The following is a 15,529-nucleotide window of genomic DNA, read 5'->3' on the forward strand; positions in this document are numbered from 1 at the left end:
GAAAGGCCGAAAGTCGACCCGGGAGTCACTCCCAGATCGGCCTTCTTCTTGGTATTTCGCAAACCCGGTACACCCGATTTCGCGAAACACCCACTGTGGGTCGTTCGCGAAATTGATTGGTCGCGCCATTGCTGGGCACTTTTCGTGCGACCCCAATTGGTTTCCAATTTAAGCGCCAAGATTTTCCACAACAACCGTTCCGCGGAATCCTGCGAATTTTCAGCCAGCAGTCCACCGCGACCAGTAACCGTACCCCCTGGCCTGCTCATTCATATCCGCCCGGCCCTGGAACGAGTCATCGGTACACGCCTGGCGAATCGATCGGCCCCGAAACTATCTGCTGCTGGGCAGCCTGCCGGCGACGGTGAGCTTGTGACGGTTTGGACACGAACCCAATGAGACTATCCCTGCACCTCGTCGGCGACGTCGTGGACGATGGTGAAGTGCTTTCGCAGGGGCTCATGCACATGCCAGATGCCGGCCCACCCAGACGGCATCACCATGATGTCGCCTGGCCCGAAATCTTCGGGCTCTGACCCGTCGACCTCGATCGTGACACGGCCGGAGAGGATGGTACAGATCTCGGTGTAGCCCTCGCGTACCGCGGTGAAGCTGCCCGCGGTGCACTCCCACAATCCCGTATCGACGCGGCCGTCAGACCACACCGCGAGGCTGGCCTCGGTGAGCCCCTCAGTGGTGGCGGTGGGCTTCGCGACGTGCGCGCCGAGCGCTACCTCGTCGGTCTGGTGAGCTGAACTGGTTTTGACGTGTGACATTGGTGTCCTTTCTGCGGCGTGTCTAGCCGCGGCCCGTGATCACGTCTGCGATATGGGCGATGGGTGAGGTCTTGGTGCGGCCGCCGAGCTCGGCCCGGTCGGCCATCCCGTAGGCGGCGTAGAGGCCCTTGGTCGCGATCCACCGCAACGGTTCGGGCTCCCACTTACGCACCCGGTGATTCACCCAGGGGAGCCTCGCGATGTCGGTGTCGCGGCCCAGGATGAGATCGGTGAGGGTGCGGCCAGCTAGGTTGGTCGAGGTCACACCGGTACCGACGTAACCGCCTCCCCACGCCATACCGGCCGCACGGTCAAGGCCGACGGTCGCCGCCCAGTCACGGGGCACACCGAGCACCCCCGACCACACATGGTCGATCGCGGCGCCCCTGGTCGCCGGGAAGAACCGGTGCAGGATCTCGGCCAGGCTGTCCGCAGTCGCCGGCGGCGTCCGGCCGTCGAAGTCGGTCTTCGACCCGTATTTGTAGGGCACACCGCGGCCGCCGATCGCGATGCGGTCGTCGTGGGTACGCTGGGCATACATGTAGACGTGCGCGAAGTCGCCGAGCACTTCGCCGCGACCCCAGTTCAGCTCGTCCCACACCTCGGCAGTAAGCGGCTCGGTCGCGATCAGCGATGAGTTCATCGGCAGCCACAACCGGCGCAGCCCCTTCAGGCTCGCGGTGAAGCCTTCGGTCGCCCGCACCACGAACTCAGCGCGGATGCTGCCGTGGGCGGTCCGCACCTCGTGCGGGACGATCTCGGTGGCCCTCGTGCGCTCGTAGATCTTGACCCCGAGACCCTCGATCACATCGGCGAGCCCGGCAGAGAGCTTTGCCGGGTGGATCCGCGCACTGTGCGGATGCCACACAGCCGCGCGCGTGCCAGCCACATTGATCGTGCTCTTCGCGGCGTCGGCCTCTAACAGTTCGAGGTCAGTGGACTTCCAGGCCTGCTCTGCGGCCGCGAACTCTCGCAGTCGCGCTTCCTGCGCGGGGGTATAGGCGACGTTGAATTCGCCACCCTTCTTGATGTCAGCATCGATACCCTCTGCCTCGGCGACCCGGATCACCTCGTCGACGGCATCGTTCATGGCGCGTTGGAACCGTTCCGCCTCGTCGCGTCCGTGCGACTTCACGTACTGCTCCCGGCCTCCGGTGATGGAGTTGGTCAGCCAGCCCCCGTTGCGGCCCGACGCCCCGTAACCCACGTGATTCTGCTCGACCACGACGACCCGCAGGCCCGGTTGTGCCCGCTTCAGGTAGTACGCCGTCCACATCCCGGTGTAGCCGGCGCCGACGATCGCCACGTCCGCCTCGATATTCCCGGGAAGCTCCGGCCGGGCCTTCGGCAACCCGATGTCCTGCCACCAGTGCGACACACTTCCGTTGATCATGCTCTCTCCTGCTTCATAGGGAATCTCCGTCCGCGAGGGGCGAAAAAGGGGGATCTGTCGTCCGCCAAACCGTCTGGCCACAATTCTCGTGATCGTATCTGTGTCAGCTCACAGTGGTGTCAAGAATGGGCTGCACCGGCGCACTGTAGTGGCGGCGCGCATTCCTCGGCGATGACGGTGCCCCGCTTCGGTGAGTGCAGAATGCAAAGCGCTCATCGAGCGGTTGTCAAAGTTCAAGAGTCGCCGACCTTCTTTACGATTGTTATCCACGGCATCTCTTCAGCAATTTTTCGATAGAACTCCCGCGCGTTGGTGTTCCAGTCGTTGGTTTGCAAATGGATCTCCGAACAACCGTGGTCGCGCGCCCAGAACTCGAGCTCTCGGATGAGGCTGCTGGCGACCCCCCGCCCCCTAGTATTGGGATCCGTGTATAGGTCGTCGAGATCGATTACATGGTCGCCCACGATCGAGCGTGGGCGAATGCGAAAATTCGCGAATCCGAGAATGCTTCTTTCCTCGATCGCGAGAATCGTGGTGCTCGGGTGCAACGGATCACGCAGCCACCCCCAGACTCGATCGATATTCTCTGCTGATTCCGGGATGTGATGGAACTCACGGTATCCCCGGAACAGCGCGTACCATGCTTCGTAATCTGAGGCCTCAAGCCCGCGGAACTCCAACTCTCCTCCTTTTCTGACTCGCGCTCGTGACGAGACGCAAATACTTGATTGGTTCAGTGGCGGCCACGATCCCGACTAGCGCGAGCACGCTTCCGAACAGTGTGAGCACGGAGAGCTGCGCATTCGCGAATGGCAGGGCGACGTCGATGAGCAGCGACCCGATGATCGATCCGCCGACCCCCGCGAGCCCGTAGAGGAGAACCCCGACCTTAGGAATGCACACCGTTCCGCCCGCAATGGCGAGGAGGCCGAAGATCCCCCCCAAATATAGCCACCACGGCTGCCACTCGAACGCAAGAGCAGTCCCGCTGCCCGTCGAAATCAGGAAGATGATGAACAGAAAGATGGTGCCGACAAGGAAGCTCACCAGAGTCGCAGCGAGATATGAGTTCGTTTCAAACGCGACCTTCGCATTGAAAGTGACTTGAATCGTCGTTCCGATCCTCGCGAGGAACACCGCGCCCAGTGCCAGGATTGACACACTCAATACATCGAACTCGTCGAAGCTCGCGAGGATTACTGCTAGGATCACCAACACGGCGGCGGCCACCCGGGTGAAGGAGAGTCCGTATTTTCCGGCTGGGCTGAGACCGAATCGGTCGATGATCAACGCTGTGATCGACTCCGCGGCAACACCAACAACCGTGAACAGGGCTACGCCTATCAGCGGCACCGTATGAACTTGAGCGAGAATGAAACACGCTCCCGCTATGCCGCCGAGGAGATGCCAGGGGAGGAGAGTCCGTTCCCTGAGGAGCGCTGGAAGCCTTCTCAACCCTCCCCTCATGCTCGGCACAATCATGAAGAGGACGATCAGAGCCACCAGCCCGACGCTGAAGGAGATGAGCGACGCCTGCACCTTGTTGCCGATGGCAAGCCCGAGTTGCCCGTTGATCCGTGCCTGTAGGGCCATCAGCATGCCCAGCAGAAAGGCCACACTCAAGAACATGAACACGACAAGCGGACGCGCAGCCTTCCTCTCGGGTACGGGCATCATGCTCCCTGGACTCGGTGGAACGATTTCTTCGGGCGCCCGGGCGCGAGTCACCAAAATGGAGGTTCTGGCAGTGAGCTGTCGCGCAGCAGCACGGCGGGAGAAACATCCCTCCCCAGAGTTTTCATGATCTCGAGCGGCTGGAAGTACTCGTCGATGTGCACGACGAGACCGTCCTCCAGGCGGTAAAGGAGCAGGAACTCGCTTTCGTGGAACTCGCCCGACGCAGTCTGTCCGTAGCCGTGCCGGAAATAGACCATGAACTCGCTCGGATCCTCGGTATCGAACACCTCGATCGGCGTCTCGAACCAGTTCAGGTAGGAATCCTCCAAGTTGTCGATCTGCTCCGCCATGTTGCGGTCCTTCTCGAACTCGTCAGCTTCCGCAGCGAAGACGAAACGGAGCGTGCCGCCGCTCTCCGGCAGAAGCGTGTGCTGTTCCTTGTCCCACCATCGCCGAGAGATCCACTCGTAAAGTGCAGCTCGGTTGATATCACGTGTCTCAGTAGTGCCCATTGGTTATTCCCTATCTCAAGATTCGATCAAACTCACAGGTACGGCACAGTCTTGCCGCTTCGGGCAAGGTCGAGCGCCGGATCGACCCATTCGCGGAGCAGCCGAATCTTTCCTTTCTCCACGACGAACAAGTGAACGAAGCGATTGAAGTACTCCTCTTCGGAGCCGTCGAGCATCCCGCGCCCGGACGAGAAAGCCCAGAACACCGCCGGAAACTGGGTTCCCGTGATTTTTAGGTCCTCCCAAACCCAACTCGCAACAGAGCCGCTCAGCTCCCGGTGGTGATCCAGCAGCTCGGAACCGTTGAGCTCTTGAGTACCTTCGAGGCGATAGCGGAGCTCCTTCCTCCCGAACTCGGCGAAGAGCTCGTGCATTTTCGCGGCGCCCTCCTTCGTGGCCAGGTCGGCCTGAAACCATCGCTCGACCACGCTCTTGTTGGCAGCGCGCAACTCGGTGTTCTCCTCGAAGCGGAAACGCTTCGGTGTGTATGTCTTGTTCATGATGGGGTATTCCTCACACTTCAATAGAACGGAAACTCGGGCTCAACTTCGTCTTTGAGGAGCACCACGTCGTCAACGCCGATGCCCTGCGCCTCCAAAATTTGGAGGGGGTTGAAATATTCGCGGATGAGCTTGATCAACCCGTCTTCGACGATGTAGAGCAGCACGAACTCACTCTCGTGCAGCGATTCGTCGCTATCTCCGAGGCGGCCGTATCCGGCTCGGAACCAGATGATGAATCTCGTCGGGTCGTCGGTGTCAAACACCTCGATGGGGGTCTCGAGCCATTCCTTGAACACTCCATCGAGACTGCTCGTGGCGGCCTTCAGCGAGGTCTGGTCACCGCCGGGTCTTAGATCAGAGGGAAACTTGAACTCAAGGACTGCATCATCGGCAACGAGATCAGCCTGTCCCTCATCCCAGAAGAGTAGGCTCGCCCACTTATCCACCGTTGCGCGGTTCTTCGCGCGCTCTTGTTCGATATTGCTGTCGGTTCTCACAATTCGCTCCGTTCTTTCGGCCTAGTCGGGGTCTCGCTCAAATGTCTTTGGAGTTAGGGACGGTGACGCCGCGCTCCTCAAGCAGTGGCAGCGGGTTAAGCCATTCCTTGATAAGGCGGATCTTTCCGTTCTCGAGAACGAAGGCGAAGGCGTAGCTGTTGCCGGATGATTTTCCGGTCTCCGCCAGCCGGTAGCTGGATTCCGCCAGCACCCAGACAACCTGCGGATACTCCGTCGTGAGGATCTCCAGGTCGGTCCACTCCCAATCGGTGACTCTTCCGGACTCAGCATGGAGCTGAGCGGTCACGGAGTCGATACCGGTGTACTCGCGTCGCCCTTCGGGAAGAAAATTCCTTTGGTAGCGCACGTACGGCTGATAGCGGTCCGCGGCGTCGCCGGCTTTGGGTACAGCGGCGAAATGGTCGCTGAACCAGTTCGTTACGACCTCCTTGTTATGTGCCCGCAACTCCACGTTGTGGGAGAAGCTATATCGTTCTGGTGCGGTCTTCATCTTCATCTCCTTTGAGTATTCCTATTCGATCCGCGGCACGCTGAAGGCTGGGTGCCGAGAACAAGAGCGATTTCGTATAGTCATGCGACGGCTTGGAGAGCACATCGCTCACTGAACCGCGCTCACAGATTCTGCCCTTCAGCAGTACGAGGACCTCGTGAGCGATTGATGCGACGACGCCGAGGTCGTGCGTGATAAAAAGCATCCCGAGGCCGCGGTCTCGGCCGAGCTCCCGCAGCAATTCGAGAACTGCCGCCTGCACGGACACATCCAGCGAGGAGGTGACTTCATCGCAAATGAGCAGGTCAGGTTGCGCGGCGAGCGCCCGAGCGATCCCGATTCGTTGTCTCTCGCCACCGGACAGCTCCCTAGGGAGCTTGCCTGCAGTGGACGTCGGTAGCCGCACCTCGTCGAGCAGCGAGAAGAATTCCCGTTCTGCATCCACGCGCCCGAGGCCTCGCAATTGCGTGAGAGGTCGCGTCACGATCTCCTGAATGGTCTGCTTCGGATTCAGAGAGCCGCGTGGGTTCTGGAAGATGAACTGCATCCTCCTCCGCTGGTCCCGTGTGCGCGAGCGCACGGCCGGGTTGATGGGCTCACCCCCGAGGCTGACGGTCCCGGAGTCAAAAGTGTGGAGGCCGATGATCGAGCGCGCAATCGTCGTCTTCCCGCTTCCCGACTCGCCGACGAGGGCAACGCACTCGCCCTCCGTGATCTGCAGCGAGATCGACTCGGCGACGGTGAGGCGACCGTTTTTTGTCTTGTGGCTCGCCGTGAGCTCGTCAATAGCGAGCAGAACCTTTGGGTCCTCGACGAGGATGCCTGTCTCCCGCAGTTGAGGTTCTAGCACCGGCTCTACCTTCTCCGTGTGAAAGCAGCGCACCGAGTGCTTGTCGCTCAGGTCGCCGAGCTCGGGGTGTTCTGTGCGGCAAATCTCAGTCGCGAGCGGGCATCTCGGAGCGAAGAAGCAACCGCTCGGTCTCGCATCGATCGCGGGAACGATCCCGTCAAGCGGGCGCACGCGCGATGGGCGGCGATGGCTGGGTGCTGCTTCGATGAGCGCCTTGGTGTAGGGATGGGCCGGGCGGCGGATGACCTCACTTGTTGGTCCACTCTCGACGATCTCACCGGCATACATGACCACGAGCCGGTCGGCAAGCTCTGCGACGACCGCCAAATCGTGGGTGATGTAGATGACCCCGATCTGCCGCTCGGTAGCGAGCCGTCGAACCTCGTCGAGGATCGCCTCCTGAGTGACGACGTCTAGCCCTGTCGTGATCTCGTCCAGGACAAGCACTTCGGGTTCGCACGCGAGACCGAGCGCGAGGCAGAGCCGCTGTTGCTGTCCGCCCGACAGCTGGTGCGGATAGCGTCGGAGAAAGCCCGGATCAGACGGCAGGTGCACCGACCGCAGGATCTGTCTGATGTACGAGATGTCCGCATCCATGCCGTGAAGTCTGCGCATCGAGATCAGGCTCGCAGCAACCCGGGTTGACGGGTTCAGGGACACCGCCGGTTCTTGCGGAACATAAGCTATGCGCTTGCCCCGGATATCCGAGACGAACGCTTTCGCGGGGAACGTCACCTCGCGGTCGCCGAGGTGCATCCGACCGGAGCTGATTGCCGTCCCTGCCTGCTCATAGCCGAGAGTGGAGAGCGCAACCGTGGACTTCCCGGCGCCCGACTCGCCAACAATTCCGACGATGCTGCCGGCTGGGATGTCGATCGAGACGTTCTGGACAATCGAGTCGCCGGACCTGGTCGTCACTGTGATGTCGTCCAGGGAGAGGGCGACAGTTCGTGCTGCTGTCATCGCGCGCTCGCTCTCACTTTGGGCACCACAGGAGTCTTTGTGCGCTTCGCGCCGCTTCGCCGCTCGAACGAATCCCACGTTCCGCTGATCGAGACGGTGAGTATGGCAAGAAGCAGCGTCGGGACAAGGACCGCATACGGGTTCATCTCGAAGATGCTGCGGTTTTCGGAGATCATGATCCCCCAGTCTGGGGAGGGCGGTTGCAGCCCTACGCCCAAGAAATTCAGGCTTGACATGATGAGTACCGCCGCTGTGAAGCTCAGCCCGACCGTCGAGAACACGGCCTCCTTGATGTTCGGCATGACCTCGCGGATGAAGATCGACCAGATTCGTTCACCCCGCGTGAGTGCGGACTCTACATATTCGCTGGAGAAAACTTCGAGCGTCGCGGCCCGAGTCACCCTTGAGACGAGCGGGATCCGCACGATTGCCGTCCCGATGATGATGATGGGAATGCCGCTGCCCGCAGCGCTGAGCACGACCAGGAGCACGAGCATCGCGGGCAGCGCTATGAGCACGTCGACGCCTCGCATCAGAATGTCGTCAACCACGCCCTTGTTCACCGCGGCGATCATGCCAATCGGGATCGCGATGAGGTAGGTCAGCACCGTCGAGGCCAAGGACATGATCAGCAGCAGCTGCCCCCCGAGCAGGATGCGGCTCAGCACATCTCGGCCAAGAGTGTCCGTGCCAAACAGGTGGGCACCTGAAGGGCGGCTGAGCGGCACACCCGCTGACTCAGTCGGAGAATATGGCGCGATCAGCGGCCCGAATATCACGAGTGCGATCAGCAGGAGGAGCAGGATGAGGCTGACTCCCCCGGCGGATAGCTGACGTCCGATCCATTTGATCATCGAGAAGTCCTCAATTTCGGAACCAAGAAGAGTACGAGAATATCCGCGACCAGAGAAAGGCTCACGCTGACGATTGCGACAATCATGGTGATCGCTTGGAGGATCACGACTTCGCGGTCTGTCACCGCCCGGATCAGCAGGTTGCCGATTCCCGGATATGCGAAGACCTGCTCGATGACAATTACCCCGCCGAAGAGATAGATGAATACAAGCGCGAGCACTTGCACTGTCGGAGCCATTGAGTTTCTCATTACAAACGACCGCGTGACGGCGCCCTCCGGGTATCCGTTCAATCTGGCGGCCTGCACGTAGGGCAACTGGCTCACGTCGATGACCGCAGCTCGAACCTGGCGCGCCGTCACGGCCAAAAGTCCGAGTGAGAGCGAGAGGACTGGAAGCACCAGAATCACAGGCCTTTCGAACGGTGAGGTTCCCGCCGGCACAAGCGACACGGGCGGCAGTAGCCGGAGCATGTAGAAGAAGATGAATATGAGCAGAGTGGCGGCAACGAACTCGGGCAGGGAAGCGAGCGCCATGGTGATACTCGAGATCGTTCGGTCCGTCCTGCTTCCCGGCTTCCGGCCCGCCCGCTGCCCAAGCCAAACGGCCACGATAGCGGTGAGCGAGAAAGTCAGTGTCGCGAGGATCACACTGTTCAGCAACGGGGCCGCAATCAGTTCCCGGACCAGGGTCGGACTACCCGCCAGTATGCTCGCGGATGTTGCTCCGAAATCGCCCTGCACGAACGCGATCACCCAGGAGAAGTAGCGCTCGTATAGAGGCCGATCCAATCCCAGCTTTTGGCGAGCTGACGACAAGACCTCAGGAGTCGCCTCGCGTCCCAAGAGCACCGACGCGCTGTCCCCGCCGAGAAACGATATCGCCAGGAACACCAGGACGGAGATCAAGAACACCGTCAGTAGCGCGGAGAACAAGCGGATCCCGATGTAGCGGAGCATTACCGCTGCGTCGCTTGCGTCTTTCTTTCCCGGGGACTCCTCCTCAGCGATCAGAACCGAAACAGTTTGATTTTGCTGAATGGACACCGTCAGCCCTGAAGCCAGACGTTGAGGAATCGGTAGCTACCGAGCGGTTCCGCAGAGTGCGGGACGATTCCCTTGACCTGCTGCGTGACGACATCGATGAGGTTCAGCGAGTTCCACGCCAAGTAGCCGTTCTCCTCACGCCAGATCGTCTGCGCATCAATCCACATGTCCTGGGCGAGACCGACGTCCACACCATCGGCACTGTTGAGAAGCCGGTCGAACTCCTCGCGTTTGGGCCCCTCCCAATGCGTTTCGTTGAAGACCACGGTGCGTCCTTGATAAACCGCTGGCAACGAGGGCACCGGGGCGCAGTCCGTCTGAGTAAAGTGAGACTTCATCCACAGCTGCGTCGGGTCGTAGAACGCACCGGGGTCCACTTTCTTCACGTTCACCTTGAGCAACCCGGTGTTATTGATCTGCTCTGCGAACAGCACTGCAGACTCGACCATTCCCGCGGACACGTCCGCAGTTTGCAGGCTCACCTCTTGGTTGAGGATGCCTGCGGCCTTGAAAAGGCTCCGCGCCTCGTCGACATCCTGCCCGGGCACCGGCACCGAGTCATCGAAGAACTGCAGTCCGGGCCCGAAAAGGTCGTTCCCGAGTTCCCCATTGCCCAGCAGCGCAACGTCGATGAGCTGTTGGCGGTCGGCCAGGAGTTTTAGAGCCTTCCGCGCACGCACATCCTCGAACGGACCTTCATCCGTGCGGACGAGGAAACAACTGTTGTTCGGCGACTTTGCCTTGATCACATTGAAGGTCGAGTCGGCTTCGAACGCAGGCACCTGTGCGAACGGAACCTGTGCCATCCCCTGGACCTCTCCGGAGCGCACCGCGTTGATGAGCGAGTCGTTGTCGTTGAAGGAGAGGATCTCCAGTCGGTCGAGGTACGGAAGCCCCTCCTGCCAGTAGTTGGGATTCGCGACCATGACGCTCGACTTGCCAGGGTTGAATGACTCGAGGATGAACGGGCCCGTTCCGATGAAGTCACCGGCGTCCATTGTCCAGATGCTGTAGCTCGCCCAAGCCAGGCCCGTGAAGGGACGAGCCCACGGCTGGTTGAACGTCGCCTGAACGGTGTATTTATCGACGGCGACAACCGAGTCCGCATCATACTTTTTACCAAACGTTGAGTAGTTTCGGTTATCGGGCTCTGTCCATGCGCGGAAGTTCTTCACCACGTCTTCTGCGGTGAGCTCTTTACCATTGTGGAAGACCACGTCTTCGCGCAGTTTGAGCGTCATGGTCAGGAAGTCATCACTCATGGAGAACTCTTCGGCGAGGCTCGGTTCCACGGTGCCGAGGTCTGGCGAGAGTGTTACCAGCGTGTCCCAGACCTGCGGGGTACGTGCGTGGTCGGCCATGGTCGCGCCGGTGTACGGGCTCATCACCTCTCCCGAACCCCCGCCGATGAGACCGATCTTCAGCACGCCGCCGCGCTTCGGTATGAGATCGGAGGCACCGTTCGATGGCGAGACGAGAGCACCGCCGTCTGTGGCGCACCCCGCGAGGCTGGCGAGGCCGAATGCCGCGAGACCGCTGGCGCCCACACGGAGGAGAGTACGACGCGAGACGTTAGGAAGCTGGAATGGTGAGTTTGTGTCCATGATTTTCTCCTCTTAGATGTGGTGAGGCGTGAAGAAACTTGATGTGGGTGGATAGTCCGAGAGCCGGAGGCAAAGGCGACGCGGTTTCGACCTGCTGCTCGGATGAAAGGCTTTGCGGGCTGTGCTCGTGCTGTTTTCGAAACGAAACAGATCGTTCTGCGCAAGTGGATCTTCAGTGCAGGCAAAGTACTGCACCGCGGGGTTGGAGGCACGCGGTTTGCGAAGATTATGCTTAAGGGCCACGACGCTCCTTTACGTCAGAACTGCATGAACACAACATTTTACTGAACATGTTGTTTACTAAGTTGGCTGTTACGTTACATAGACCGAACGCAAAGCACAAGCCCAACCTCGAGGCGTTCGCACCCGAACTCGCATGAATGTTGCGGCTGCGGGTCCCTAACTCCCCGCGTGAAGGAGCGCCCACGGCAAAATCGTGCGGATCTCGGTTAGGAGTACCCCAATTACGCCTGGATGTCCTTGTGCTTGAGTAACGTCGATAGTAGAGTCAGATTTACTGAACATACTGTTCAATGACTCGAACAGTGTGACGAGGGTCGAATATTCGACCGGGGGGAGCGTCCATGAGCAGCGGCGCGAGCACATTCACCGATGAAATCGCCGACCTAGGGCTTCGCGTAGCAACCTTCCGCCAGCTACGCGGCATGAGTCTTCGGGCGCTCGCAAAATCAGCCGGCGTAAGCTCGAGCTTCCTGAGCCAGCTTGAAAACGGTCACACGAACGCTAGCGTCGCCTCTTTGCGCAAGATCGCGACCGCGCTCGGCGTGAGCCCAGCGCAACTGCTCGACGCGGGAACGGTCCACACGCGGGGTGTCCTTCGTGCTGCAAACCGGCCCACGATTCAGCTGGACGGCGCCCAGAAACATGTGATTTCGCTTCCACCGCTTCGCAACCTAGAGGTCTACGCGGGGAGCTTCGATCCCGGGGGCAGTACAGGACCTGCTCGCTACGCACATGGCAACGGGCAAGAATTCCTGATCGTCACATCCGGTTCGGTGATCCTTGAGCTGGATACGGATGAGTTCCGATTGAACAAGGATGACTCGATCGAGTTTCTGAGCTCCGTCCCCCACCGGGTCATCAACGATTCGATCGAGCCGGCAGAGGTCTTTTGGATTTGCAGCCCGCCGACTCCGGTTGGCGATAACACTGCGCCTGCGCACGCCTAGTTCATAGGTTAATCCACTAAGCCTTGGGCTCAGTAGTTGCGACGCTCTCCGGCGTCGACCACTACTTCTGCCCGCCGTACTTGTGGCTCCATGGGCCTGCTCGCCCGCGCGGGCCCGTGGAGCATCCGTACCGATCTAGCTGTTGATGATGACGTAGTGCTTGCGGATGGGTTCGTGCACATGCCACACACCTGCCCAGCCGGACGGGGTGACGAAGACATCGCCCGCAACCAGTTCCCTGCTCTCCTGCCCCTCAACCTCGATCGTGGCACGCCCGGCGGTGATGAAGGCGACTTCCGAGTACCCATCTCGCTTGCCGGGGAACGAACCGGGGCTCGCTTCCCAATCGCCAGTGTCGATCTTTTCGTTCTTCCAGATGCTCGCGGAGCGCTCCACCACTCCCTCGGTCAATGCGCCTGGCTTTGTTTTGAACTCGCCGAGATCGACGTTGGCTTCAGCCTGGATGATTGCTTCTGGCGTTTGCATTTCTGCCTTTCCTTGATTGGGACTTCCAGCTTCAGTCAGCCGGACAGGGAGACACTCTCCTCGCCTCACGAGAAGGTCGATAGGGGCCCATCCCTGGGCCGTTGGGGCGCTAGTGATCGAATCCACCAGGTCAGCCGCAACCTTTCTCACCACCGATTTCATCAGAGGGACGACGATACTCTCGGTTCAAGTGGGACGATGCGCGGCCCTCAGACACCCTATCCAAGTTCCCGTTATCGCTTCTCGCATTCATTCTGGTGACGTGATTCCCCGGCCGAGGGTGACAGCACCTCGACACGGTCACCGAGCAAAGCACCCGGCGCCAACTGCCGAACGGTGAGACGGCTACGACATCCGATCCACGTCAAATACAGGCGCGAATGGGGCAAGCACCTCGGCGTGATTGTCAACGCCAAGCACCCGCTCGGCGAGCAAGTGTCCAGCGTATGGTCCCATTGTGAGTCCACCGGACCCGAACCCGGCGTTCACGAACAGGCCAGGAATACCCTCGATCGCGCCGAGATGCGGCAATGCACCGGCGGCCACAGGCCGCAGACCGACACGAGTCTCGATTATCGTCGCGTTCGCCAGCCCCGGAGCCACGGCGAGCGCCGCTTTCAGCACCTCGCGCTGCCCGCCCGCCGTCACTCGCGGATCGAATCCGGAGTCCCCTTCCCTGGTGGCACCGGCGACGATGCGCGAATCGTCGAACGCCACCAAGTAGTGGTCGGTCATCGGAAGCACCGAGGGCCAGTGTGCTGTCTCAATCCCTTCGATGCGCAGGTGTGTGATCTGACCGCGTTGGGCGCTGAGGCCGATTCGTCGCCCGAGGGGCGCAAGAAGGTCGTTGGTCCAGGCTCCAGCCGCGACGACTATCGCATCGGCCATGATCGTTCTGGAATCGACGCTCAGCCGCGGCATCCGCCCATCAACTGGCTCCAGTCGCGCTCGCCCCGTGGCCATGGTTGCACCCAGTGACTCCGCGGCCTTCAACAGTCCGTTTCGTAGAGCCCGGCCGTCGACCCGAGCACCGCCCGAAATATGAAGGCCGCCAAGGTCGCTGGCCAAGGGCGGAAAAAGTCGTTTCGCTTCGGTGGGCGTGACTGCGGAAACGGTGCCGACACCCGCTGCGTTGAGCGCACGCTCACGCACCCGGCGCTCAACGAGTGCAAGCCTGTGCTCGTCTGCATTCACGACCAGTGAACCGGTGATCCGGTAGCCGATGTCGTCAACGCCGGTGTCTCTGAGCCGTCCCATCAACGTCGGGTAATACGCAGCCCCCGCGGCATAGAGGTCGTAGTAGGGGCCTTCACTGCTGGAGCTCCACGGTTGAACGATTCCAGCACCTGCTGCCGTCGCCATGCCGTCAAGGCCAGCCTCAATAATGGTCACCCCCGCTCCCATGTTGGCCAGCGCGAATGCCGTGCTGGCTCCGGCGACGCCACTGCCGATCACGGCAACGCGAATGCTCGACATGAGAATCCTTTCGACGATTGGGCCAGGATGAAGCCGCCGGCTGCCCGGTGAAAGCCCGGTGAATGGGAGCGTGTTCCCGAGAACGCGCGCGCCAACATCGAGTGCCGAGTCCCAGTCTCACCTAAGTGGTTGCTCTTAGCACCGGTCAAACTCTCTGGCCTGGATCTGTTCACAACGGCATCGTGGGAGGTAGTTACTGCCGTGAGAGCAAAATCGAGTGCGATTCGGGCCGACGCGTCCCCGTGACGGTGTCCCGAAGGCCCTCCTACAATCCGACGGGTGGCCGCATGAGCTCATGAACCGCGCACCGCAAGGCGCGGTCTCCGGTCACAATCTGAGTAAAACGAAATGCCAACCGAAGATACCATCTCCGATCGGCATTTCTTTCGGTGCTTCTTGGGCCCGAGCCAAGGAAGGCATCGCCGACCCAGACCGCCGCCAAGGCCGCGGCTTCACCTTCGCCTACCTCGCCACAACGCTGGCCCTCGTGTCGATGAACCTGCGCAAAATACACACCTTCATCCGAGACCTGTTGAATACCCACCTACGGAAGGTCAAGATTCGGGCCTCGAGACGCACGGACAACCTCATCCTGGCGTTCAACCGAGCCGGGCACCACTCGCCACCGGCATCAGTCCAGCCCACGCCCTATTTTCTTATTGCTCCCCGCATCCCGCACAGCATCAGACTGCCTAAATAGGAGGCTTTCGCTAGTTAATCGGCGCAAACATTGCAGAATCAGCTACAGAGCCCGATTGCGGCACGAAAAGTTGAAGGCCGACCCGGGAATCACTCCCTGATCGGCCTTCTTCTCGGTATTTCGCGAACCCGGTACACCTGATTTCGCGAAACACCCACTGTGCGCGAGGGGGTGTTGTGGTTCAGGACATAGGAAACCCCTGTCTCGCGACATAGGAAACTTCCGCATCGGTCACAGTGGTGGATGTCGATTGCTCGTCTTGGCATCACCGCTGTTGTTCTTGAGGGTCGCTCACAGGCTGATGTCGCCCGCAGTTATGGCGTTTCCAAAGGGTGGGTGAGCAAGCTGGTCGCCCGCTACCGAATAGAGGGGCAGGCGGCGTTCGAGCCGCACTCTCGTCGCCCACATCATTCCCCGCAGGCGATCTCAGCCAGCACCGTGGAACTGATCCTCCGGTTGCGTGGTGAACTCACAGTCCGCGGTTCGGATGC

At 60.6% G+C, this 15,529-nt stretch carries 17 protein-coding genes; 3 read left to right on the plus strand and 14 right to left on the minus strand.

All coding sequences use genetic code 11. The features are described from left to right. Window positions 1-401 precede the first annotated feature (401 nt). The 12 genes from DL891_RS14020 to DL891_RS14075 all read right to left on the minus strand — a co-directional run bounded on the left by DL891_RS14020 (window position 402) and on the right by DL891_RS14075 (window position 11,186). Complete coding sequence (locus DL891_RS14020) at window positions 402-776, minus strand: cupin domain-containing protein (RefSeq protein ID WP_111721059.1); 375 nt, start codon at window positions 774-776, stop codon at window positions 402-404. 22 nt (window positions 777-798) lie between these two features. Beyond that, on the minus strand, window positions 799-2,169 hold the full coding sequence (locus DL891_RS14025; protein WP_111721060.1) for an FAD-binding oxidoreductase: 1,371 nt from the start codon (window positions 2,167-2,169) through the stop codon (window positions 799-801). A gap of 233 nt (window positions 2,170-2,402) precedes the next feature. Further along, window positions 2,403-2,849 carry a GNAT family N-acetyltransferase gene (locus tag DL891_RS14030; protein ID WP_157962517.1) on the minus strand — a complete coding sequence of 149 codons (447 nt, stop codon included), beginning with the start codon at window positions 2,847-2,849 and terminating at the stop codon, window positions 2,403-2,405. Further along, window positions 2,830-3,846, minus strand: coding sequence for a DMT family transporter (locus DL891_RS14035; protein ID WP_111721062.1), 1,017 nt, complete (start codon window positions 3,844-3,846; stop codon window positions 2,830-2,832). Before DL891_RS14035 ends, DL891_RS14030 begins: the two co-directional genes overlap by 20 nt. 47 nt (window positions 3,847-3,893) lie before the next feature. Then, on the minus strand, window positions 3,894-4,358 hold the full coding sequence (locus DL891_RS14040) for a PhzA/PhzB family protein (protein WP_111721063.1): 465 nt from the start codon (window positions 4,356-4,358) through the stop codon (window positions 3,894-3,896). Window positions 4,359-4,390: 32 nt separating this feature from the next. Continuing rightward, the gene (locus tag DL891_RS14045; RefSeq protein ID WP_111721064.1) at window positions 4,391-4,858 is read right to left on the minus strand and encodes a PhzA/PhzB family protein; all 468 of its coding nucleotides are present in this window, start codon (window positions 4,856-4,858) and stop codon (window positions 4,391-4,393) included. Window positions 4,859-4,878: 20 nt separating this feature from the next. Next, on the minus strand, window positions 4,879-5,358 hold the full coding sequence (locus tag DL891_RS14050; protein WP_157962518.1) for a PhzA/PhzB family protein: 480 nt from the start codon (window positions 5,356-5,358) through the stop codon (window positions 4,879-4,881). A 37-nt stretch (window positions 5,359-5,395) separates the two neighbouring features. Further along, window positions 5,396-5,869 carry a PhzA/PhzB family protein gene (locus DL891_RS14055; RefSeq protein WP_157962519.1) on the minus strand — a complete coding sequence of 158 codons (474 nt, stop codon included), beginning with the start codon at window positions 5,867-5,869 and terminating at the stop codon, window positions 5,396-5,398. Then, window positions 5,844-7,682 (minus strand): ABC transporter ATP-binding protein, encoded by a 1,839-nt coding sequence (locus DL891_RS14060; RefSeq protein WP_111721067.1) that lies wholly within the window; start codon window positions 7,680-7,682, stop codon window positions 5,844-5,846. Before DL891_RS14060 ends, DL891_RS14055 begins: the two co-directional genes overlap by 26 nt. Beyond that, a complete protein-coding gene (locus tag DL891_RS14065) occupies window positions 7,679-8,536 on the minus strand; it encodes an ABC transporter permease (protein WP_111721068.1) in 858 nt (285 codons plus the stop codon). Before DL891_RS14065 ends, DL891_RS14060 begins: the two co-directional genes overlap by 4 nt. Further along, window positions 8,533-9,495, minus strand: coding sequence for an ABC transporter permease (locus DL891_RS14070; RefSeq protein ID WP_111721069.1), 963 nt, complete (start codon window positions 9,493-9,495; stop codon window positions 8,533-8,535). The genes DL891_RS14065 and DL891_RS14070 overlap by 4 nt, the downstream gene beginning before the upstream one ends. 89 nt (window positions 9,496-9,584) lie before the next feature. Further along, complete coding sequence (locus DL891_RS14075) at window positions 9,585-11,186, minus strand: ABC transporter substrate-binding protein (protein WP_111721070.1); 1,602 nt, start codon at window positions 11,184-11,186, stop codon at window positions 9,585-9,587. A 584-nt stretch (window positions 11,187-11,770) separates the two neighbouring features. Between DL891_RS14075 and DL891_RS14080 the strand changes: the two genes are divergently transcribed. Continuing rightward, window positions 11,771-12,376, plus strand: a complete 606-nt coding sequence (locus DL891_RS14080; protein WP_111721071.1) for a helix-turn-helix domain-containing protein — start codon at window positions 11,771-11,773, stop codon at window positions 12,374-12,376. Between the two features lie 135 nt (window positions 12,377-12,511). On the opposite strand, the gene DL891_RS14085 is transcribed toward DL891_RS14080, so the two are convergent. Both DL891_RS14085 and DL891_RS14090 read right to left on the minus strand, forming a co-directional pair. Further along, complete coding sequence (locus tag DL891_RS14085; protein WP_111721072.1) at window positions 12,512-12,862, minus strand: cupin domain-containing protein; 351 nt, start codon at window positions 12,860-12,862, stop codon at window positions 12,512-12,514. A gap of 345 nt (window positions 12,863-13,207) precedes the next feature. Next, a complete protein-coding gene (locus DL891_RS14090) occupies window positions 13,208-14,338 on the minus strand; it encodes an FAD-binding oxidoreductase (protein ID WP_232819186.1) in 1,131 nt (376 codons plus the stop codon). Window positions 14,339-14,633: 295 nt separating this feature from the next. On the opposite strand from DL891_RS14090, the gene DL891_RS14095 reads away from it, so the two are divergent. Continuing rightward, window positions 14,634-15,038, plus strand: coding sequence for a hypothetical protein (locus tag DL891_RS14095; RefSeq protein WP_111721073.1), 405 nt, complete (start codon window positions 14,634-14,636; stop codon window positions 15,036-15,038). A 243-nt stretch (window positions 15,039-15,281) separates the two neighbouring features. Then, window positions 15,282-15,529: leucine zipper domain-containing protein (locus DL891_RS14100; protein WP_157962520.1), on the plus strand; the 248-nt coding region annotated here is incomplete at its 3' end.

The organism is Homoserinimonas sp. OAct 916, from assembly GCF_003260275.1.
Lineage (GTDB): Bacteria > Actinomycetota > Actinomycetes > Actinomycetales > Microbacteriaceae > OACT-916.